Raw genomic sequence first — 20141 nt, 5'->3', positions numbered from 1 at the left:
GGATCGGCGTGCATGTCGGGATCGACGCCGGAGGGCGGGCAGAGCACGCCGTCGGACTTTGCCAATTTGTCGCCGAGCGGTTCCCGGGACTGGCCGGTGGTGGTGCCGTCGGCCTGGCGGTTGGGCCGATCCTGCGGCGTGCAGTTCGCGGCATGTTGCGGGGATGGCGGCGCGGTCGCTTGCGGCGGCGTCGCCGGGGCGGGCGGGGCCTGCGCGATCGCGCTGCCTGAAGCGGCGATCAGGAGGCCAGCCAGAATGATGTTTGATGTCGTGCGCATGGGAGGGAAACGCGCAGCTCGCGCGCCCCGTTCCCTGCCCGCATGATCACGATTTGCGGTAGCGGATCAGCGAAAAGTGCCCCATCGGCGGCATCGGGCGGCGCTCGGCCAGCGTGATGCCGCCGTGTCGGGCCGCCCAGCCCTCGAGGCGGGCCCACGGGAATTCCGGGCGCCAGCCGAGGCGGCGGGCGACGGGCGCGAAGGCCAGCTCGAACAATTTTCGCGGGCCGGTCTCGGCGCCGATGTGGTTGACGAGGATCAGCTCGCCGCCGGGCTTGAGCACGCGCACGAACTCGTCGAGCGTGCCTTCGGGATCGGGCACGGCGGTGATGACATATTGCGCGACCACCGCGTCGAAGAAGTTTTCGGGGAAGGCGAGGTTTTTCGCGTCCATCACCGAGAGCACTTCGACGTTGGAGAGGCGCAAGCTCCGCACGCGCGCCTGCGCCTTGCGCAGCATCGGCTCGGATATGTCGACGCCGCAGATCTTCGTGGTGCGCGAATAATCGGAGAGCGAAAGCCCGGTGCCGACGCCGACATCGAGGATGCGGCCGCCGATACGGTCGGCCTCGGCGATGGTCGACTGCCGGCCGGCGTCGAACACCTTGCCGAACACGAGATCATACACCGGCGCCCAGCGGCCATAGGCCTTCTCGACCCCGGCCCGCGAGATGTCTGCTGCCATGCCCCCTGCCCTAACAAAAACCCTGGAGAGTAATAGCCGTTGCTGAGATCAAATCCAGCCCCGCGCGCGATCTGAGCGTCTCCCGCTTGCGGGAGAGGTCGACACGCTCGCAAGAGCGTGGCGGGTGAGGGCTTTATCCCCTTGCGAGATATCGCCTGAGGAAAGAGCCCTCTCCCCAACCCTCTCCGGCAGGCGGGAGAGGGAGCGCACTTCCGGCGTCGCGAGAGTGCCGTCCGATCTCATGATGTTCAGCCGCGCACCGCTTCGGCGAGCGGCCTCGCTGTGTTGCTCGCGACCTTCGCGGCGGCGCTCTGGATGAAACCGCCGCCGAGCACGCGCGCCTGCCCCGAAGGCGCGTCGTAGAACACGCAGGCTTGTCCCGGCGAGACGCCTTCCTCGCCGGCGACGAGCTCGACCTCGTAATGGCCATCTCGGCCGCGCAGCCATGCCGGCTGCGGACTGCGGGTCGAGCGCACGCGCACGAACAGCTCGAGGCCGCCGCCGATGGCGGGATCGATGTCACCGTCGCCGATCCAGTTGACGTCGCGCAAGGAGATGCGGTGCATCTTGAGGGCATCGCGCGGGCCGACGACGACGCGGCGGTTAGCTGCCTCCAGCCGCACCACGAACAGCGGCGCGTGAGCTGCGATGCCGAGGCCGCGGCGCTGGCCGACGGTGAAATTGGCAATGCCGTTGTGCCGGCCGAGCACACGCCCGTCGAGATCGACGATGTCGCCGGGATCCATCGCGTTCGGCCGCAGGCGGGTGATGATGTCGGTGTAGCGGCCCGTCGGCACGAAGCAGATGTCCTGGCTGTCGTGCTTGTCGGCGACGCTGAGGCCATAGCGCCGCGCGAGCTCGCGCGTCTCCGGCTTGGTCATGTCGCCGAGCGGGAAGCGCAGGAAGTCGAGCTGCTCGCGCGTGGTCGCGAACAGGAAATAGCTCTGGTCGCGATCGGCGTCGGCCGCGCAGACCAGCGCGCGCGAGCCGTTGTCGAGACGGCGCGAGGCGACGTAATGGCCGGTGGCGAGCGCGTGGGCGCCGAGCTCGCGCGCGGTCTTCAGGAGGTCGCGGAATTTTACGCTGCGGTTGCACTCGATGCACGGCACCGGCGTTTCACCAAGGGCGTAAGAGTCGGCGAAATTGTCGATGACGGATTCGCGAAAGCGATCCTCGTAGTCGAGCACGTAATGGGGAATGCCGAGTTTTGCCGCGACGTCACGCGCGTCGTGGATGTCCTGGCCGGCGCAGCAGGCGCCCTTGCGATGGGTCGCCGCGCCATGGTCGTAGAGCTGCAGCGTGATGCCGACGACGTCGTAGCCTTCCGCCTTCAAGAGCGCAGCCGTCGTCGAGGAGTCGACGCCGCCCGACATGGCGACAACGACCCTGGTGTCCTCAGGACGGCCTTCGAGATCCAGACTGTTGAGCATGGGCCTTAAGGGTTGTGGCGGCGACGTGCGGCGATCCGCGATTTCATGCTTCTCGCGGGACATCGGCGATCCCCGGGAACTTTAGTTCCCAAAAGGCACGATCGCCCGGTCGAAAGCGGCTGAGAGTAACCTCTTTAATATAGGCGGCATTCCAGTGAAGCAATCACAGGGGCGGCCAGCTTAGGGCAATTCTTGCCGGGGAGGCAGAAATGGCGGGGTCGCAGCAGGCCCCGCGACGGTGCCTTCGAAACATCAAGCAGTTGATTTTGCTATACAAATACCCCCGAGACGACGCTGGCCCGCTCCTTGCTCCCTGATTACCGAAGATGTTTCCAAGGGGTCGCCTGTGGTCGGTCGTACGTCAGATGTCGTGGCAAGCGTGCAGGTTTCGAGCGCGCAGCAAAAGCCTGCCCGGTCGCAGAGCTCCAAAGAGCCGTCCGCGGACGATAGCTTCGGCTCGCTGGTCGACAGCAACACCCAGGCGATCAGCACCAATGCGGCCTCGCAGGCCCAGGATAGCGCGCCGTGGCGCAGCGATTCGTCCTCGTCCTCCGCGGACAAGGGCCCGCGCGACACCTCGTCCACGGATCCGTCCTCGCAGAGCAGGGCGAGCGACGACACCGACACATCCGCGCCCAGGAACGACAAGACGAGCGATACCACCACCGATCCGGCCAAGGACGCCGGCAAGGACAAGGTCAAGGACAAGTCCGAGACATCCGACGCCAAATCATCTGATACGTCCGAGGAGACCAAGGGCGACAAGACCGAGGCCACCGATGGGCTCGCCGTCTCCGTCGATGCCGCGGCGGCTGCGCCGACTGACGCAGCGCAGGCCGCCTTGCCGGATCCCAACGCGATCGTGGTTGCCGCGCCCGTCGTCCCGGCCGATCCGAACGCGACTGCGAACCAGGCCGTCACTTCCTCGCCGCTGACGATCGCCGCCGCCGGCATCGCCGCCAGCGCCTCGACCGCGGCCCAGATCGCAGGCCCCAAGACCGACACCGCCACGCCGGGAGACAAGAGCGCCAAGACCGCCGTCGCCAAGGTCGACGCCGACACCTCGGCGACACTGGCCGATGCCGCGACCGGTGCAACCGACGCGACCGACGCCAAGCCGAACGGCGGACTGATCCCCGCCAATCCCGGCACGCCGAAGACCTCGTTCCAGGCCGTCGCCGCCGCGCAAGGACAGTCCGACGTCTCCGATATCGGCCAGGACACCGGCAAGGCGAACGCGGCCACGGCGCCAGCGCCGGGCGCTGCGACCGCCAACGCCGCCGCGCATCCGCAAACCTCCAAACCGCAGGCAGATGGCGCCGCGACCGAGGCCAAGGCCGGTACCGCCGACCGCACCGCCGATGCGACCCAGGGCGCGCCGACCACGCCTGCTCATGCGGGCACGCAAGGCCCGATCGCCCCGACCGACACCAGCGCGCAGGCCGCCTCCGCCGTGCAGGCGCCGCTGACCAATACGACCTCGACCGCCTCCGCATCGACCGCGACGCTGACCGCGACCGCGGCCACCGCGACGGCGGTGCCGATCAACGGCGTTCCGGTCGAGATCGCGGCCGCCATCCGCTCCGGCAGGTCCCGCTTCGACATCAGCCTCGATCCGGCCGAGCTCGGCCGCATCGACGTTCGCATCAACGTCGACCGCGCCGGCAACGTCACCTCGCATCTCACCGTGGAGAAGCCGGAGACGCTGCAGATGCTGCGCCAGGACGCGCCGCAATTGCAGCGCGCGCTCGACGATGCCGGCCTCAAGACCGGCAGCAACGGGCTGTCCTTCAGCCTGCGCGACCAGAATTCATCGGGCCAGAACTCCGGCCAGAACAACGACAATGGCGGCAATGCCCGCCGGCTGATCATCAGCGAGGACGACACCGTTGCTGCCGCACCCGTCGGGCGCGGCTACGGCCGCATGTATGGGCCGAGCAGCGGCGTCGACATCAGAGTGTAAGGAGTATTGGAAATGACCACGACTGGCGCCACCGCCCCTTCCGTCGTCTCCGGGACGACCGACCTCCCGAAATCCTCCTCGTCGAACTCGCTGGGCTCGACCACGGGATCGACGCTCGCCGGCAACTTCCAGACCTTCCTGACGCTGCTGACGACGCAGCTGCAGAACCAGAACCCGCTGGATCCGCTCGACACCAACCAGTTCACCCAGCAGCTGGTGCAGTTCGCCGGCGTCGAGCAGCAGCTCAAGACCAACGATTCGCTGGCCCAGCTCGTCACCCTGCAGCAGACCACGCAGGCGACCCAGGCGCTGGGCTTCGTCGGCAAGACCGCCCTGGTCGACGGCTCGACCGCGACCATGACGAAGTCGTCGGCGACCTGGCATCTCAACGTGCCCAGCGACTCCACCGTCGACATCACCGTCGCCAATGCCAGCGGCCAGACCGTGTTCACCGGCAAATATACCGCCGCCGCCGGCACCGACATTCCCTTCACCTGGAACGGCATGGGCAATGACGGCACGCAATGGCCCGACGGCAAGTACACGATCTCGGCCACGGGCAAGGATGTCGCGAACAACAATGTCGGCATCGCCGCCCAGGTGCAGGGCGTGGTGTCGTCGGTCGACCTGACCCAGTCGCCGCCGCTGCTCACCATCGACGGCGCCAGCTACACCCTGAGCCAGGTGAAGAGCATCATCGCCACCGCCAGCAATTGAGGAACGTCCGCGCGCCAAACATTCGGTGTCATCCCGGCCTAGTGCGCAATTGCGCACGGGGGCCGAGATCCATAACCACGGGAAGACATTTGGCGAAGATTCGTGGTTAGGAAGTCATTCCTGGTACTGCTACCCGCGTCTCCTCGATAAATCTCGCGGTATGGTCCCGGCGCCCCGTGCGCAATTGCGCACTAGGCCGGGACGACAGCTGAGAGAGCCGTTACAGGCTCCATTCGTTAGTAAAGTATTTACAAACTGCCCCTCGACCGGCCCGGATGCCGGCCGAGACGAGCGCGTTCCAGCCATTTTCAACGAGAATTGTATTGAAGCCTTAGGCTTAGCGGATTTTTAAGCCGCCGGGCGTAGGGTTACGGCGTGAGTTCAGTGGTTGAGAGTTTGTGAGTACGCCATGACAGAACCCCATCGCCCGAGGGTAAAATACGTCATCGGGCCGGACGGTAGTCCGTTGACGATCGCGGATCTACCAGCACCCGGCACCAAACGCTGGGTCATCCGCCGCAAGGCCGAAGTCGTCGCCGCTGTCCGTGGTGGACTTCTTTCGCTCGAGGAGGCCTGCAGCCGTTACACCCTGACGGTCGACGAATTCCTCTCCTGGCAGTTTTCCATCGACCAGCATGGTCTGGCGGGTCTTCGCACCACCCGTATCCAGCAATATCGCCAGTAAGGCGATCCGGAAAACTGCGGCTTTTGACGAAAATCGGCCTCGCCCTGCGAGGCCGATTTTTTTCATATCGCTCTTTGGCGCTACTTTTGTCCGACCTCTTAACCTTCGTTAACCATATCGAAACCATCCCCTAGGCAATAATTGCCCAGTCGGCCTTTCCGTTGAAAGCGGCCGAATCTGTTGGGGCGGTTGCTTGCAAGGTCTTGCTGACTTTTTGAAGAGTATCGGCGCCGCCCGGTTCGGGGCGATGATCGCGGTCACCGCCGCGCTCGTCGGCTTTTTCGCGTTCGTCATCATGCGCGTCACCACGCCGCAGATGACGACGCTGTTCACCGACCTCAGCGTCGAGGATTCCTCCGGCATTATCAAGGACCTGGAACGCCAGGGCATCCAGTTCGAGATCCGCAACGAGGGCTCCATCATCATGGTGCCCAAGGACAAGGTCACGCGGCTGCGGATGAAGCTCGCCGAGGGCGGCCTGCCCAAGGGCGGCGGCGTCGGCTACGAGGTGTTCGACAAGTCGGACGCGCTCGGCACCACCTCTTTCGTCCAGAACATCAATCACCTTCGCGCCCTGGAAGGCGAGCTCGCCCGCACCATCCGCGCCATCGACCGCATCCAGGCTGCCCGCGTCCATCTGGTGCTGCCCGAGCGCCCGCTGTTTGCGCGCGAGGCGCCGGAGCCGTCGGCCTCGATCGTGGTGCGCGTCCGCGGCGCGCTGGAAGCCCAGCAGATCCGCGCCATCCGCCACCTCGTCGCCTCCGCCGTCAACGGCCTGAAGCCGCAGCGGGTCTCGATCGTCGACGAAGCCGGCCAGCTGCTGGCCGACGGCGCGGCGGCCGATCCGGAGCAGGCGGTCGGCGACGAGCGCCGCATCTCCTTCGAGAAGCGGATGCGCAAGCAGGTCGAGGACATCGTCTCCTCCGTAGTCGGCTCGGGCCGCGCCCGCGTGCAGCTCGCCGCCGATTTCGACTTCAACAAGGTTACCCAGACCTCGGACAAGTTCGATCCCGAAGGCCGGGTGCTGCGCTCGAGCCAGACCCGCGAAGAGCAGAGCATGACCGCCGACAACAACGGCCAGGTCACCGTCAACAACGAGCTGCCCGGCAACCAGCAGAACAACGGCGTCGCGGCCAAGGACCAGAGCAAGAAGAGCGAAGAGACCAACAATTACGAGATCTCCCGCACCACCAAGACCGAGGTGACCGAGGCCGGCCGGGTCAACCGCATCTCGGTCGCGGTGCTGGTCGACGGCATCTATTCCAAGAACGAGAAGGGCGAGCTGGCCTATCAGGACCGCACCAAGGAGCAGCTCGACCGCATCGCCGCGCTGGTGCGCTCGGCCATCGGCTTCGACCAGAAGCGCGGCGACCAGGTCGAGGTCGTCAATCTGCGCTTTGCCGATGCGCCCTCCACCGCCCCGATCGGCGAGCCCTCAGGCTTCCTCGGCATGCTCCAGTTCACCAAGGACGACGTCATGTACTTCGTCGAGCTCGGCGTGATGATGCTGCTCGGCCTGATCGTGCTGTTCCTGGTGATCCGCCCGCTGGTCAAGCGCATCCTCGCCTCCGACGAGGTCGCCGCCGCCATCTCCGGCGTGCTCACCGGCCCAGCGGCTTCCGAAGAGGCCGCGCCGGCCGCCCAGCCGCTCCTGCCGAGCGGCGCCGCCAGCGCGATCGACGTCGCCACCATCCAGGGCCAGGTCCACGCCCAGTCCGTTCATCGCGTCGGCGAGCTCGCCGAGCGCAACCCCAACGAAACCGTCGCCATCGTCCGCCAATGGCTGAGCGAATCCGCAAAATAGCACGAGAAGTGATCTGACATGGCCGCCGCATTGCAAAACGCCAACAGCAACGACATCACCAGCGTGATCTCCACGCTCGGTCAACGTGCCAACACAAGGTCAAAGGACGGCAAGCCGGCCGAACAATTGGCCGGACCGAAGCGCGCCGCGATCCTGATGCTCGCGCTCGGCGAGCAATATGGCGGCAAGATCTGGGGCCTGCTCGACGACGACGAGGTGCGCCAGCTCTCGCTGGAAATGTCGACGCTCGGCACCGTCGAGGTCGACACCGTCGAAGACATGCTGCTCGAATTCGTCTCGCGCATGTCGGCCTCCGGCGCGCTGATGGGTAATTTCGACGCCACCGAGCGGCTGCTCCAGCAATATCTGCCGCCGGAGCGCGTCAACGGCATCATGGACGAGATCCGCGGCCCTGCCGGGCGCAACATGTGGGAAAAACTCTCCAACGTGCAGGAAGAGGTTCTCGCCAACTACCTCAAGAACGAATATCCGCAAACCATCGCGGTCGTGTTGTCGAAGCTGAAGCCGGAGCACGCCGCGCGCGTGCTCGGCATCTTCCCGGAGGAGCTCGCGCTCGACGTCGTCAACCGCATGCTGAAGATGGAAGCGGTGCAGAAGGAGGTGATCGAGAGCGTGGAGAAGACGCTGCGCACCGAATTCATGTCCAACCTGTCCCAGACCCGCCGCCGCGACGCCCACGAGGTGATGGCTGAAATCTTCAACAATTTCGACCGCCAGACCGAAACCCGCTTCATCACCTCGCTGGAAGAAGACAACCGCGAATCGGCCGAGCGCATCAAGGCGCTGATGTTCACCTTCGACGACCTCGTGAAGCTCGATTCCGGATCGGCTCAGACCTTGATGCGCAACGTCGACAAGGACAAGCTCGGCGTCGCGCTCAAGAGCGCCAACGAGGACGTCCGCAACTTCTTCTTCGGCAACATGTCCTCGCGCGCGGCCAAGATGCTCCAGGACGACATGGCGGCGATGGGCCCGGTCCGCCTGCGCGACGTCGATGAGGCCCAGGCGCTTCTGGTCAACCTCGCCAAGGACCTCGCCGCTAAGGGCGAGATCATGCTGACCAAGAACCGCGCCGACGACGAACTGGTGTATTGATGGCCGCTCCGGCGAAATTCCTGTTCGATACCGACTTCGCGGCGCCCGAGCGGGCGACGCGCGAGAAGGCCGCGACCGCCGCCGAGATCGCCCAGAAGGTCGCGGAAGCCGAAGCGCGCGCCTATCAGGAAGGCTTTGCCGCCGGCCAGCGTGAAGCCAAGGCCGAGAGCGACCGCCGCGTCGCGCTCGCCATGGAAGAGATCAACATCGGCATCCGCGGCATCTCGGCCGGTATCGGCAACATCGAATCGAAGATGGAAACCGAGGCGGTCGACGTCGCGGTGGCGGTCGCGCGCAAACTGTGCGCCGACCTCGTCGCCGCGGAGCCGCTCGGAGAGATCGTCGCGCTGGTCAAGGACTGCTTCTCGCATCTGGTCGCGACGCCGCATCTCGTCGTCCGCATCAACGATGCGCTCTACGACGCCGCCCGCGACAAGATCGAGCGGCTCGCCAAGCAGAGCGGCTTCGAGGGCCGGCTGGTGATCCTGGCCGAGCCGGAGATTGCCACCGGCGACTGCCGGATCGAATGGGCCGATGGCGGCGTCGTGCTGGAGCGCGGCGCGATCGCGGCCAAGATCGACGAAATGGTCGGACGCTATGTCGCGTCCCGCAGGGGGAGTTAACCCATGAGCGACACCGACGGACAGGTCCCGCTGCCCGATCTCAACGGCCCGATGCCGCCTGCCGGCACGGACGTCGGCTACAACGAGGACGAATATGCGGCGCGCGCCGCCGCCGACCTCGAGGCCGTGTTCGACGTGCCGGTCCAGGTCTCGGCGGTGCTCGGCCGCTCCAAGATGGACGTCAGCGAGCTCCTGAAGCTCGGGCCCGGCACCGTGCTCGAGCTCGACCGCCGCGTCGGCGAGGCCATCGACATCTATGTCAACAACAAGCTGGTCGCCCGCGGCGAAGTCGTCCTGGTCGAGGACAAGCTCGGCGTGACCATGACCGAAATCATCAAGACCGAACGCACGTAACTATCTTGAGCATGATCTATCGGAAAAACGCTTTCGGATCATGCTGACGCGGACACAAGGAACGACGCGCGGCAGCGCGACCAGACGGACAGGAGACTGACATGCGGCTTCTCATCGTTGGCACATTGAAGGGCCAGCTCACCACCGCCACCAAGATCGCGATGGACAACGGCGCCACCGTGACCCACGCCGAGGATCACGAGCAGGCGATGCGCGTGCTGCGCGGCGGCAAGGGCGCCGACCTCCTGCTGGTCGACGTCGCGCTCGACATCCGCGACCTCGTGATGCGGCTCGAAGCCGAGCACATCCACGCCCCGATCGTCGCCTGCGGCATCACCAACGACGCCCGCGCCGCGGTCGCGGCGATCCACGCCGGCGCCAAGGAATACATCCCGCTGCCGCCCGACCCCGAGCTGATCGCCGCGGTGCTCGCGGCCGTCGCCAACGATTCCCGCGAGCTGGTCTATCGCGACGAGGCGATGGCGAAGGTGATCAAGCTGGCGCAGCAGATCGCGGGCTCCGACGCCTCGGTGATGATCACCGGCGAGTCCGGCACCGGCAAGGAGGTGCTGGCCCGCTACGTCCACACCCGCTCGGCGCGCGCCAAGCGTCCCTTCATCTCGATCAACTGCGCCGCCATCCCCGAGCATCTCCTGGAGTCCGAGCTGTTCGGCCACGAGAAGGGTGCCTTCACCGGCGCGGTCGCGCGCCGCATCGGCAAGTTCGAGGAGGCAACCGGCGGCACGCTGCTGCTCGACGAAATCTCGGAGATGGACGTCCGCCTGCAATCGAAATTGCTGCGCGCGATCCAGGAGCGGGTGATCGACCGCGTCGGCGGCACCAAGCCGGTGCCGGTCGACATCCGCATCATCGCGACCTCGAACCGCAATCTCGCCGAGGCCGTGCGCGAAGGCACGTTCCGCGAGGACCTGCTGTTCCGTCTCAACGTCGTCAACCTGAAGATCCCGCCGCTGCGCGAGCGCCCCGCCGACATTCTGGAGCTCGCCCAGCATTTCGTGAAGAAATATGCCGAGGCCAACGGCGTGCCGATGCGCCCCGTTTCGGCGGAAGCGCGCCGCGTGCTCTCGGCCAACCGCTGGCAGGGCAACGTTCGCGAGCTCGAAAACACCATGCACCGCGCGGTGCTGATGGCGCAGGGCGACGAGATCGGTCCCGACGCGATCATCACCCCCGACGGCGACCGCCTCGACCTCGCCAAGACGGCGCCGGCGGTGGCGCACGCCACCATGGCCGCCGAGCAGGTGACGCGCGCATTGGTGGGACGCACCGTGGCCGATGTCGAGCGCGACCTGATCCTGGAGACGCTGAAGCACTGCCTCGGCAATCGCACCCATGCCGCCAACATCCTGGGGATTTCGATCCGCACGCTGCGCAACAAGCTCAACGAATATTCCGACGGCGGCATCCCGATCCCGCCGGCGGGCACGCCCGGCGAATATCCGCGGATGCCGATGATGGGAGCGTAAAGGCTTCTGACATTATCGAGGAGGCGAATGCCCGGGCCAGTCCCGGGCATTTTTCTTTGCGGGGTAGTGCTATGCTGGAGTCGTCCCTGCCCGCTGCGCATTGCGCTTGGGCCGGGACAGCGCCGGGAGGAACGGGGCGTGAAGCAGTTCACAAACGACACGCCGTAACATCGTTAGAGTCCCGGTGCCGCTTGGCAGGATGCCGGCGAGGTGCCGCATCCGCGTTTTCGCGAACGTTCTTCAACCGAAAGGGCACGCCATGAAATATGCTTCGTGGACGATCTCCCGCTTATCGCTGATTGCAGCGCTGATTGCGGCCGCAGCGCCGCTTGCGCGCGCGGACGTGATCATGGACTGGAACGCCAAAGCCGACGCGATTGCCGCCGAGAAGCAAATCCCGCCGGCGCCGCACAGCCGCGCCTTGTCCATGATGCATGTTGCGATGTACGAGGCCGTGAATGCGATCGATCGCCGGTACGCACCGTACAAGATCGCATTGTCCGCGGAGCGTTCGACCTCGCGGGAAGCCGCAGCGGCAGTTGCGGCTCACGATATGCTGCTGTCGATCTATCCGGACCTCAAGTCGGATTTGCAGGTAGCGCTGTCGAACTCTCTGGCGCCGATTGCCGACGGCGAGTCCAAGACAGCAGGCATCGCGCTCGGGAAAGAGGCCGCGGTGCAGATCATCCAGCTTCGTGCCAAGGATGGCAGTAACGTTGTCGAAACTTACCGGCCCCTGACCACACCGGGGGCCTATGTGCCGACCGCCGTCCCGCTCTTCTCGACCACGGGCGCGACAACACCGTGGGTCCTGGAGTCGGGATCGCAGTTCCGCCCCGGACCGCCACCCTCGCTCGATTCAGAGGTCTGGACCAAGGACGTCAACGAGATCCGCGAGGTCGGCGGCAGAGGCAGCCCAGTCCGGACACCTGAGCAAACGACGATCGGCCGCTTTTGGTTCTTCGTCGGTGCCCGCACTTACAATCCCATCGTGAAGCAGGCCGCATTGGCCAAGGGAATGGATATCGTCGACTGCGCGCGGCTGTTCGCGTTGACGTCGATGGCGGGCAACGATGCCCTCGTTGCGGTCTTTGACGCCAAGTACCACTACAATTTCTGGCGTCCGATCACCGCGATACGCAACGGCGATCTGACGTCGAATGCCGCGACGCCACGCGATCCCTCCTGGCTGCCGCTCGGGGACACGCCGATGCATCCGGAATATCCCTGCGCGCACTGCATCTCCTCGGCTGCCATCTCGACCGTGCTCCAAACTGTCGTTGGAGATTTTGGCGAGTTCTCCCTGACCAGCCCGACGGCTCCGGGGGTCACACGCAAATGGTCGCGGCTGCAGGACTACAGCGACGAAGTCGCCAATGCACGCATCTGGGCCGGCTTTCACTACCGGTTCTCGACCGAAGTCGGCAAGGACATGGGCCGTAAGATCGGTGCCTTGACCGTCGCGACGCAGCTTCGCGGTGCCGAGGCGAAGGCCGAGCCGAGCCGCTAAGCCGGCGGCCGTTTGAGCGCCGTCGCCCGCATGAGCGAAGCGACATGCGGGCGACGGCGCGTTGTGGCTCCCCGGATATCGCTGCGTTCATCCGGGCTACGGGACTGAACACATGGCGGCATCGCATCCGGCGACTAGGTCTCGCCGGCACAACACCCTATAACCTCGCGGGACAACCACGCGAGGGACCACATGTCTGAAGCTCAAATCACGGACTGGCTGGCGGCACAGCGGCAGGCGATGATCGATCTGCTCCGCGATGTCGTGAACATCGATTCCGGCTCCTATGACAAGGAAGGCGTCGATGCGGTCGGGGCGCGGTTCGAGCGGCATTTTGCCGAGCACGGCATTCCGTGCCGGCGCGAGAGCCACGACGCCTTCGGCGATGCGATCCATGCCGAGGTGGCAAAGCCCGGCAGCAACGAAAGGCCGGTGCTGTTGATGGGACATCGCGACACCGTGTTCGGCAAGGGCGAGGCCGGGCGCCGTCCCTTCACCATCAAGGATGGCCGCGCCTACGGTCCTGGTGTCGCCGACATGAAATCCGGCCTCGTCATGAACGTGTTCGTTGCAACCGCCTTCCACAAATTCGGTGGCAACCCGCATCCGATCAAGCTGCTGATCACCTCGGACGAGGAGATCGGCTCGCCCTCCTCCCGGCCCGTGATCGAGCGCGAGGGCCGCGCCGCCCGCGCCGTATTCAATTCCGAGCCGGGCCGCCCCACCGGCAACGTCGTCACCGGGCGCAAGGGCGGCATCTTCATGCATCTGGCCATCACCGGCAAAGCCGCGCATTCCGGCGCCAATTTCGCCGCGGGCGTCAGCGCGATCGGCGAGCTCGCGCAGAAGATCGTCAAGATCCACGCGCTCACCGATCTCGACAAGGGCATCACGCTGAATGTCGGCCTCGTCTCGGGCGGGCAGTCCGTCAACACCACGGCGCCCTACGCCGAAGGCCAGATCGACCTGCGTTATGTCGATCCGGCCGATCGTGCCAGGGTGATGGAAGCGATCGAGACGATCGTCGCGACATCTTACGTGCCGGGCACTAGCGCAACGCTGACCATCAAGGGCGAGTTCGTGCCGGTGGTGCAGAGCGCGGAGTCGAAAGCGCTGTTCGAAAACTACCAGGCGGCCGCAAGGCAGGCCGGCCTCACCACGCTCCAGGGCGAGTTCTCCGGCGGCTGCGCCGATTCCGGCTTCACCGCCGCCGTGGGCACGCCGACCATCTGCGGCCTTGGCCCCGTCGGTGGCCTCGCGCACACGCCGGAGGAATATCTCGAGCTCGACAGCATCGTGCCGCGCGCGCAGACCCTGGCGCTGGCGATTTTGAGGGGGTGAGTGGGGACCGTAGGAGTACCGGTGCCGTAGGGTGGGCAAAGGCGCACTTGCGCCGTGCCCACCATTTTCGTTGGATCGAAGTGGTGGGCACGCTTCCGCCTTCGCTCTTCGAGCTACGGCGGACAAGTCGCTTTGCCCACCCTACGAGACCTGCCGAGTTCTACGAATAACTCGGCGCGTCGGGCTTGCGGAAGATGTGGATGGGATCGCCGGGGATGATCACAGGCTGGCCTGAGAACATCGCGTAGGCGTAGAGCGCGAGATAGGCGATCGCGAGCGCGCCGACGGCGTAGAAGGCGAAGGTCGCGATACGCTTCATCGATCCGCTCCATGGCCTCCCGAAACGGGAGGGCTCAAGGCGCTTCTAGAGCGATGACGGGGAAAAGGCCAGCCTGCGCGGCCCCGTCGGGCGGCGATCAAACGCCGCGCCGGCCGCGCGCGGGAAGGCTGACTTCGGCGAGCCTAGCCGCGTCCTCGTCCTGGTCGACCGCCACATACTGGCCGTGCCAATACGCCAGTGCAGCGGTGCGGGTCGAGCTTTTGATGTCTCTGACACGGCCGATGACGATGCCATGCGAGTGGCGTTCGACGATCTCCTCGACCTCGCAATCGAAGGCCGACAGCGCGCCGACCAGGAGCGGAACGCCCGAGACCGCGGTCACCCATTTGGCCCCGGCGAAACGATCAGCGCCCTTCAGCCCGCCCTTGCCAGCAAAGCGCTCGGCAACATCGAGCTGGTCGGCATTGAGGATGTTCACGCCGAAAGCACCGTGGCGGCGGATCAAGGGGAAGGACGAGGCATCGCGGTTGATGCTGACCAGCAGCGTCGGCGGCTCGACAGACAATGAGGTCACCGATGTCACCGTCATGCCGGTGATGTCCTTGCCCCGCCCGGCGGTGATGACGCTGACGCCGCCGGTGAGATGGCGCATGGCGCCGCGGAAATCGGCGGACGAGACAGGAATTTCAGTCATGAGATCGCGGGGCACTACATTCATGGCATTGCTCCCCCGAAACGGGGTTCCCTGTATTTAGGTACGATCGTCCGCCGACAACAGGTGGCTCAGGATCGAGCCTTCGAGGCCGGCAAGCTCGGCCGAACCGCGCTGACGCGGCCTGCCTGCGTTAACCGTGACGTCGTGGGCGATGCGGCCCTCATCGATCACGAGCACGCGATCTGCCAGCGCAACGGCTTCGGCGACGTCGTGGGTCACGAGGATCGCGGTAAAGCCCTGGTCGCGCCAGACGCGCTCCAGGAGACGCTGCATCGAGATCCGGGTCAGAGCGTCCAGCGCACCGAGCGGCTCGTCGAAGGCGAGCACGCGCGGACGCGAGACCAGCGCACGGCCAAGCGCGACGCGCTGCTTCTGGCCGCCGGACAACACCGATGGCCACTGGTCGCGCTTGTCGGCAAGCCCGACCTCGGTCAGCGCCTTCTCGGCGCGCGCATGCGCATCGCCCAAGGCGCGATCGCGGCCAAGACCTACTTCGACATTGGCCAGCACGCGTGCCCAGGGCAACAGCCGCGGCTCCTGGAACATCACGCGGATGTCCTCGGGCTGGACATCCTGGCCGAAGCTGATGCTGCCGGCGTCGATCTTGTCCAGGCCGGCGATGAGGCGCAGCAGCGTGCTCTTGCCGCAACCGCTTCTTCCCACGATGGCGACGAATTGGCCGGCGGGAATGTGCAGGTCGATGCCGCGCAGCACCTCGTTGTCGCCGAAGGATTTGCGCAAGCCGCGGATGCTGAGCGGCAGGCCGGTCGTCTGCGCTTGACGTTCTCCTTGGCGCTCCTCGCGCACCACACGGGCGTGCGGCGCGAAATTGGCGCGGCTGGTGAACTCGGTTTCCGGAAGGGAGCTACGAACGGCTGTCTGCATGTGATTCCCAGTATTTCTGCTCAACGTTTCCAATAGGCGGGGTGCCAGGAGAGCGTGAGACGCTCCAGCACGCGGGAGGCACTGTCGGCGAGCTTGCCGAGCAGGGCGTAGATCAGGATCGAGAGCACGACGACGTCGATCAGCATGAACTCGCGCGCCTGCATCGCCATGTAGCCGAGGCCTGAGGAGGCCGCGATGGTCTCGGCGACGATCAAAGTCAGCCACATGATGCCGAGCGCGAAGCGGATGCCGACGAAGATCGAAGGCAGCGCGCCCGGGAAGATCACCCGGCGGAACAGTTCGCCATCGCTCATGCCGTAGATGCGGCCCATCTCGATCAGCTGCGGATCGACGGTACGGATACCGTGCAGCGTGTTGAGATAGATCGGGAAGAACACGCCCAGCGCCACCAGGAACAGTTTTGCGCTCTCATCGATACCGAACCAGAGAATGACCAGCGGGATCAGCGCCAGATGCGGCACGTTGCGCACCATCTGCAAGGTGGTGTCGGTGAGTTTTGCCGAGAGCTGCGACAGGCCGTTTGCGAGGCCGAACGCGAAGCCGATGCTGCCGCCGATCAGAAAGCCGATCGAGGCGCGCCAGAACGAGACCCAGATGTTGCGAACGAGCTCACCGGAGAGCAGCAGCTTCCAGCCTGCGAGCAGGACGTCGCTCGGCGCCGGCAGCACACGGGTCGGCACGAAACCGGTGACGCTCGCGACCTGCCAGATCGCGATGATGGCGAGCGGCACGATCCACTGGATCAGGCCGTCGACCCGCGGCAGACGAAAGCTGCGCGGGAGTGAAACGCTGTCGATCAGGCTCATGACTGCGACACACGATGCTGCGGACGGAAGTCGCTGCCGACCGTCTCCCCGAAAGGACCGCCGTTGAAATGCAGCTTGGTCACGTTGCTCGGCTGCTCCAGCGCGAGCAGCGGGAACACCAGCTCGGCGAAGCGATAGGCTTCCTCCAGATGCGGGTAGCCCGACATGATGAAAGTATCGATGCCGATCTCCTGATACTCCCTGATGCGGGCCGCGACAGTCTCGGCATCGCCGACCAGCGCCGTGCCGGCGCCGCCGCGCACGAGACCGACACCGGCCCACAGGTTCGGGGCGATCTCGAGCTTGTCGCGCTTGCCGCCGTGGAGCTGCGCCATGCGCTGCTGGCCGACGGAATCCATGCGGGCGAAGTTCTTCTGCGCCAGCGCAATGGTCTCGTCGCTGACATGCCGGATCAGATCGTTCGCGGCGCGCCAGGCCGCTTCGTTGGTCTCGCGGACGATCACGTGAAGCCGAATGCCGAAGGAGAGTTTTCTGCCGCGCGCAGCGGCCACCTCCCTCACCTTCGCGATCTTCTCGGCGACCAGCGCCGGCGGCTCGCCCCAGGTGAGATATTTGTCGACGGTGTCGACCGCGACGTCGATGCCGGCATCGGACGAGCCGCCGAAATACAGCGGCGGCCGCGGCGCCTGCACCGGCGGAAACAGCAGCTTGCCGCCCTCGACATGGATGTGCTTGCCCTCGACATTGACGGTCTTGCCGGCGAGCAGGTCGCTATAGACGCCCAGGAACTCGCGGGTGACGTCATAGCGCTCGTCATGGGACAGGAAGATGCCGTCGCCCTTGTTCTCGACGGGATCGCCGCCGGTGACGACGTTGACGAGGAGCCGACCGTTAGTGATGCGGTCGAGCGTCGCGGTCATGCGCGCGGCAACGCTCGGCGATTGCAGGCCGGGGCGGACAGCCACGAGATAGCGCAGTCGCTCGGTGAACGGCGCCACTGAAGAAGCGACGATCCAGGAATCTTCGCAAGATCGTCCAGTCGGCAGCAGCACGCCGAAATAGCCGAGCTGATCGGCGGCCTGCGCGATCTGCCGCAGATAGTTGAAGTTGACCTCGCGGCCGCCGATGCCGGTGCCGAGATAGCGGCCGTCGCCGTGGGTCGGCAGGAACCAGAGGATGTTGGCGTTGAGTTGCTTGCTCATGGTCTTGCTCACGATCCTGACTTCCGAGCCACGTCGGAGATCTTGATGGATTTGGGGATGAGGCCCAGCGCGAAGAACGCGTCGGCAACCTGCTGCTGGTCGGCGATGACGCCATCCGTGATCGGCTTGATGCCGTAGGCCTGCCGCCTCAAGGCCACCTCGACCACCGGGATCGGCAATCCGATCGACGGCGCCAGCTGTTCGGCAACCGCATGGATGTCGCCCTTGGCCCAATCGTCGACCGCGCTGAGCTCGGCCAGCACTGCGTCGACAATCTTCGGGTTGGCGTCGAGAAATTTCTTCGAGGAGAAATAGAACTGGTAGTTTGCGACGATGCCGGTGCCATCAGTGAGCGTGCGGGCGCCGGTGGCGGCTTCCGCCGCGGCCTGGAACGGATCCCAGATCACCCATGCATCGACCGCTCCGCGCTCGAACGCGGCACGGGCATCGGCGGGCGCGAGGAACACCGGCTCGACTTCCGAATATTTCACGCCGGCCTTCTCCAGCGCCTTGACCAGGAGGTAGTGGACGTTGGAGCCCTTGTTCAGCGCGACCTTCTTACCCCTGAGGTCCGCGACCGATTTCAGCGGGCCGTCCTTTGGCACCAGGATCGCCTCGCCCTTCGGCGCCGGCGGTTCATAGGCGACATACTGGATCGGCGCGCCCGCGGCCTGCGCGAAGATCGGCGGGGCTTCGCCGGTATTGCCGAAATCGATGGCGCCGACATTGAGCGCCTCGAGCAACGGCGGACCTGACGGGAATTCGGTCCACACCACCTTGTAGCCGTCGGCGGCGAGCTTCGGCTCCAGCGTGCCCTTGCTCTTGAGCAGCACCAGCTTGCCGTATTTCTGGTAGCCGATGCGGACCACCTTGTCCTGGCCGTAGGAGGTGCCGACCGCGGCGGCGACGATACCGATCGACAGCACGACGGCTGCGATCAGACGCTGAATGATACGCCTCATGTTCAAACCCTTATGCGTGGGAAGAGTGGTGGGCACGATCAGGCTGCCGGGTTGCGCCAGACGATGTCGCGGATGACGATCGGCTTCGGGATCAGGCCGAGCTTGTAGAAGCGGTCGGCGACGCCCTGCTGGGTCGCGACGATGTCGTCGGTGACGGGGCCGACCACGAAGTTCGCGCGTTTGGCGGCGACGGTCTGGATGTCAAGCGGCACGCCGGTGATCGCGGCGAGCGATTTGGCGACCTCGTCGCGGTGCTGTTCGGCCCATCTGCCCGCCGCGGTCGTGACGTCGACGATCTGTTGCAGGATCGCGCCGTGGCTCTTCGCGAACTCGCGATTGGCGATGTAGAAGGAATTGGTCTTGGTGATCTCGCGCGAATTGATCAGGATGCGGCCGCCCTGCTTGGCCTCGCCGATCGCGAAATAGGGATCCCAAATCGCCCAGGCCTCGATGCTGCCGTTGGCAAAAGCGGGACCTGCGTCCGGCGGCGTCAGATAGACCGGCGAGATGTCGGCATAGGTGAGACCCGCCTTCTCCAGGGTCTGCACCACGATATTGTGGGCGCTGGAGCCCTTGGTGAAGCCGATGCGCTTGCCCTTCAAATCGGCGATGGTGCGGATCGGGGACTCCTTCGGCACCAGAATGCCCTGGCCGTTGGTGATGGGCTGGCCCGCGGCGTAGACGATCGCGGCACCCGCGGCCTGGGCGAACACCGGCGGAGAATCGCCGACGGCGCCGAAATCGACGCTGCCGACATTCATCGCCTCCATCATCGGCGGCCCCGAGGAGAACTCGATCCATTTCACGTCGATGCCCAAGGCAGTGAAATGTTTTTCCAGTGAAGCTTGCTGACGCGCGATCACCAGCACGCCGGTCTTCTGGTAACCGATACGAATTTCCTTCACCGCACTCTGCGCATTGGCGCGCGAAGCGAATGCAGCCGCGGCTGCAGTTCCAACAGAAAGTCTCAAGAAGTCACGACGCTGCATTCCACACTCCCGGCCGCATGCGGCCGTCATTCATTCGCGCTTCTCGAATGATGATGTGGCCTATCGGAGCTGTCGAGACGTGCGGAAAAATAGCGATGCGCGCACTGCGCGTGTGGCCGCACGCATGATTAATCTTTCAACCGACGGAGCGGATACAGCGCGAATTTTTTCTGCACGGGAATGTGACAGTCAGGACGCGAGCCAAAAAATGGGAAAACAACCCCATGCACAGTAGCCAAGGGCTTGGTTCAGAACGCATTTCTTTTTTTACGAAATAGGTTTGACCCGTCGGGCAAAACAGTGGCAATATGTCATCGTGGCTGCACA

At 65.3% G+C, this 20141-nt stretch carries 20 protein-coding genes; 10 read left to right on the top strand and 10 right to left on the bottom strand.

The window, feature by feature from the left end; genetic code table 11:
* From IVA81_RS23375 to mnmA, 3 genes are all read right to left on the bottom strand, one after another.
* Window positions 1-278: hypothetical protein (locus tag IVA81_RS23375; protein WP_247322317.1), on the bottom strand; the 278-nt coding region annotated here is incomplete at its 3' end.
* Between the two features lie 46 nt (window positions 279-324).
* A complete protein-coding gene (locus tag IVA81_RS23370; protein ID WP_247322316.1) occupies window positions 325-963 on the bottom strand; it encodes a methyltransferase domain-containing protein in 639 nt (212 codons plus the stop codon).
* 248 nt (window positions 964-1211) lie between these two features.
* Window positions 1212-2393: a tRNA 2-thiouridine(34) synthase MnmA gene (mnmA, locus tag IVA81_RS23365; RefSeq protein ID WP_247322314.1), complete on the bottom strand. Its 1182-nt coding sequence runs from the start codon at window positions 2391-2393 to the stop codon at window positions 1212-1214.
* Between the two features lie 346 nt (window positions 2394-2739).
* On the opposite strand from mnmA, the gene IVA81_RS23360 reads away from it, so the two are divergent.
* The 10 genes from IVA81_RS23360 (at window position 2740) to IVA81_RS23315 (ending at window position 13993) form a co-directional block, all read left to right on the top strand.
* Window positions 2740-4356 carry a flagellar hook-length control protein FliK gene (locus tag IVA81_RS23360; RefSeq protein ID WP_247322311.1) on the top strand — a complete coding sequence of 539 codons (1617 nt, stop codon included), beginning with the start codon at window positions 2740-2742 and terminating at the stop codon, window positions 4354-4356.
* Between the two features lie 12 nt (window positions 4357-4368).
* Complete coding sequence (locus IVA81_RS23355; RefSeq protein WP_247322309.1) at window positions 4369-5073, top strand: flagellar hook capping FlgD N-terminal domain-containing protein; 705 nt, start codon at window positions 4369-4371, stop codon at window positions 5071-5073.
* Window positions 5074-5482: 409 nt separating this feature from the next.
* Complete coding sequence (locus tag IVA81_RS23350; protein ID WP_002714638.1) at window positions 5483-5758, top strand: DUF1153 domain-containing protein; 276 nt, start codon at window positions 5483-5485, stop codon at window positions 5756-5758.
* Window positions 5759-5951: 193 nt separating this feature from the next.
* Window positions 5952-7562: a flagellar basal-body MS-ring/collar protein FliF gene (gene fliF, locus IVA81_RS23345; RefSeq protein WP_247322307.1), complete on the top strand. Its 1611-nt coding sequence runs from the start codon at window positions 5952-5954 to the stop codon at window positions 7560-7562.
* Between the two features lie 18 nt (window positions 7563-7580).
* Entirely contained in the window at window positions 7581-8678 is a 1098-nt protein-coding gene (fliG, locus tag IVA81_RS23340) for a flagellar motor switch protein FliG (protein WP_247322305.1), read from the top strand.
* Window positions 8678-9301, top strand: coding sequence for a FliH/SctL family protein (locus tag IVA81_RS23335; RefSeq protein WP_247322303.1), 624 nt, complete (start codon window positions 8678-8680; stop codon window positions 9299-9301). The genes fliG and IVA81_RS23335 overlap by 1 nt, the downstream gene beginning before the upstream one ends.
* Window positions 9302-9304: 3 nt before the next feature.
* Window positions 9305-9655: a flagellar motor switch protein FliN gene (fliN, locus tag IVA81_RS23330; protein ID WP_018641467.1), complete on the top strand. Its 351-nt coding sequence runs from the start codon at window positions 9305-9307 to the stop codon at window positions 9653-9655.
* A 101-nt stretch (window positions 9656-9756) separates the two neighbouring features.
* The gene (locus IVA81_RS23325; protein ID WP_247322301.1) at window positions 9757-11142 is read left to right on the top strand and encodes a sigma-54 dependent transcriptional regulator; all 1386 of its coding nucleotides are present in this window, start codon (window positions 9757-9759) and stop codon (window positions 11140-11142) included.
* Between the two features lie 259 nt (window positions 11143-11401).
* Window positions 11402-12652 (top strand): vanadium-dependent haloperoxidase, encoded by a 1251-nt coding sequence (locus IVA81_RS23320; RefSeq protein WP_247322300.1) that lies wholly within the window; start codon window positions 11402-11404, stop codon window positions 12650-12652.
* A gap of 192 nt (window positions 12653-12844) precedes the next feature.
* On the top strand, window positions 12845-13993 hold the full coding sequence (locus tag IVA81_RS23315) for a M20 family metallopeptidase (RefSeq protein WP_247322298.1): 1149 nt from the start codon (window positions 12845-12847) through the stop codon (window positions 13991-13993).
* Between the two features lie 160 nt (window positions 13994-14153).
* Here IVA81_RS23315 and IVA81_RS23310 read toward each other — a convergent pair whose 3' ends face one another.
* The 7 genes from IVA81_RS23310 to IVA81_RS23280 form a co-directional block, all read right to left on the bottom strand.
* Window positions 14154-14312, bottom strand: coding sequence for a hypothetical protein (locus tag IVA81_RS23310; RefSeq protein ID WP_164718287.1), 159 nt, complete (start codon window positions 14310-14312; stop codon window positions 14154-14156).
* Window positions 14313-14409: 97 nt separating this feature from the next.
* Window positions 14410-14991 (bottom strand): flavin reductase family protein, encoded by a 582-nt coding sequence (locus IVA81_RS23305; protein ID WP_247322296.1) that lies wholly within the window; start codon window positions 14989-14991, stop codon window positions 14410-14412.
* A gap of 33 nt (window positions 14992-15024) precedes the next feature.
* The gene (locus IVA81_RS23300) at window positions 15025-15873 is read right to left on the bottom strand and encodes an ATP-binding cassette domain-containing protein (RefSeq protein ID WP_247322294.1); all 849 of its coding nucleotides are present in this window, start codon (window positions 15871-15873) and stop codon (window positions 15025-15027) included.
* 20 nt (window positions 15874-15893) lie between these two features.
* The gene (ssuC, locus tag IVA81_RS23295) at window positions 15894-16700 is read right to left on the bottom strand and encodes an aliphatic sulfonate ABC transporter permease SsuC (protein ID WP_247322290.1); all 807 of its coding nucleotides are present in this window, start codon (window positions 16698-16700) and stop codon (window positions 15894-15896) included.
* Entirely contained in the window at window positions 16697-17863 is a 1167-nt protein-coding gene (gene ssuD / locus IVA81_RS23290; protein ID WP_247322288.1) for an FMNH2-dependent alkanesulfonate monooxygenase, read from the bottom strand. Before ssuD ends, ssuC begins: the two co-directional genes overlap by 4 nt.
* An 8-nt stretch (window positions 17864-17871) precedes the next feature.
* Window positions 17872-18825: a sulfonate ABC transporter substrate-binding protein gene (locus IVA81_RS23285; protein ID WP_247322286.1), complete on the bottom strand. Its 954-nt coding sequence runs from the start codon at window positions 18823-18825 to the stop codon at window positions 17872-17874.
* A 38-nt stretch (window positions 18826-18863) separates the two neighbouring features.
* Window positions 18864-19814, bottom strand: a complete 951-nt coding sequence (locus IVA81_RS23280) for a sulfonate ABC transporter substrate-binding protein (RefSeq protein ID WP_247322284.1) — start codon at window positions 19812-19814, stop codon at window positions 18864-18866.
* Between the last annotated feature and the right edge of the window lie 327 nt (window positions 19815-20141).

This window comes from Bradyrhizobium sp. 141, from assembly GCF_023074055.1.
Lineage (GTDB): Bacteria > Pseudomonadota > Alphaproteobacteria > Rhizobiales > Xanthobacteraceae > Bradyrhizobium.
Note: the sequence above shows the minus strand (reverse complement) of the source record. Positions and strands in the feature narration are given on the sequence as shown.

What these genes read in the sequence shown, in the direction of transcription:
- IVA81_RS23285 (WP_247322286.1), bottom strand. Translation starts at nt 18,825, where the DNA reads ATGAGGCGTATCATTCAGCGTCTGATCGCAGCCGTCGTGCTGTCGATC.
- IVA81_RS23350 (WP_002714638.1), top strand. Translation starts at nt 5,483, where the DNA reads ATGACAGAACCCCATCGCCCGAGGGTAAAATACGTCATCGGGCCGGAC.
- IVA81_RS23300 (WP_247322294.1), bottom strand. Translation starts at nt 15,873, where the DNA reads ATGCAGACAGCCGTTCGTAGCTCCCTTCCGGAAACCGAGTTCACCAGC.
- IVA81_RS23335 (WP_247322303.1), top strand. Translation starts at nt 8,678, where the DNA reads ATGGCCGCTCCGGCGAAATTCCTGTTCGATACCGACTTCGCGGCGCCC.
- fliN (WP_018641467.1), top strand. Translation starts at nt 9,305, where the DNA reads ATGAGCGACACCGACGGACAGGTCCCGCTGCCCGATCTCAACGGCCCG.
- IVA81_RS23320 (WP_247322300.1), top strand. Translation starts at nt 11,402, where the DNA reads ATGAAATATGCTTCGTGGACGATCTCCCGCTTATCGCTGATTGCAGCG.
- IVA81_RS23370 (WP_247322316.1), bottom strand. Translation starts at nt 963, where the DNA reads ATGGCAGCAGACATCTCGCGGGCCGGGGTCGAGAAGGCCTATGGCCGC.
- IVA81_RS23355 (WP_247322309.1), top strand. Translation starts at nt 4,369, where the DNA reads ATGACCACGACTGGCGCCACCGCCCCTTCCGTCGTCTCCGGGACGACC.
- mnmA (WP_247322314.1), bottom strand. Translation starts at nt 2,393, where the DNA reads ATGCTCAACAGTCTGGATCTCGAAGGCCGTCCTGAGGACACCAGGGTC.
- ssuC (WP_247322290.1), bottom strand. Translation starts at nt 16,700, where the DNA reads ATGAGCCTGATCGACAGCGTTTCACTCCCGCGCAGCTTTCGTCTGCCG.
- IVA81_RS23305 (WP_247322296.1), bottom strand. Translation starts at nt 14,991, where the DNA reads ATGAATGTAGTGCCCCGCGATCTCATGACTGAAATTCCTGTCTCGTCC.
- fliG (WP_247322305.1), top strand. Translation starts at nt 7,581, where the DNA reads ATGGCCGCCGCATTGCAAAACGCCAACAGCAACGACATCACCAGCGTG.
- IVA81_RS23315 (WP_247322298.1), top strand. Translation starts at nt 12,845, where the DNA reads ATGTCTGAAGCTCAAATCACGGACTGGCTGGCGGCACAGCGGCAGGCG.
- IVA81_RS23325 (WP_247322301.1), top strand. Translation starts at nt 9,757, where the DNA reads ATGCGGCTTCTCATCGTTGGCACATTGAAGGGCCAGCTCACCACCGCC.
- ssuD (WP_247322288.1), bottom strand. Translation starts at nt 17,863, where the DNA reads ATGAGCAAGCAACTCAACGCCAACATCCTCTGGTTCCTGCCGACCCAC.
- IVA81_RS23310 (WP_164718287.1), bottom strand. Translation starts at nt 14,312, where the DNA reads ATGAAGCGTATCGCGACCTTCGCCTTCTACGCCGTCGGCGCGCTCGCG.
- IVA81_RS23280 (WP_247322284.1), bottom strand. Translation starts at nt 19,814, where the DNA reads ATGCAGCGTCGTGACTTCTTGAGACTTTCTGTTGGAACTGCAGCCGCG.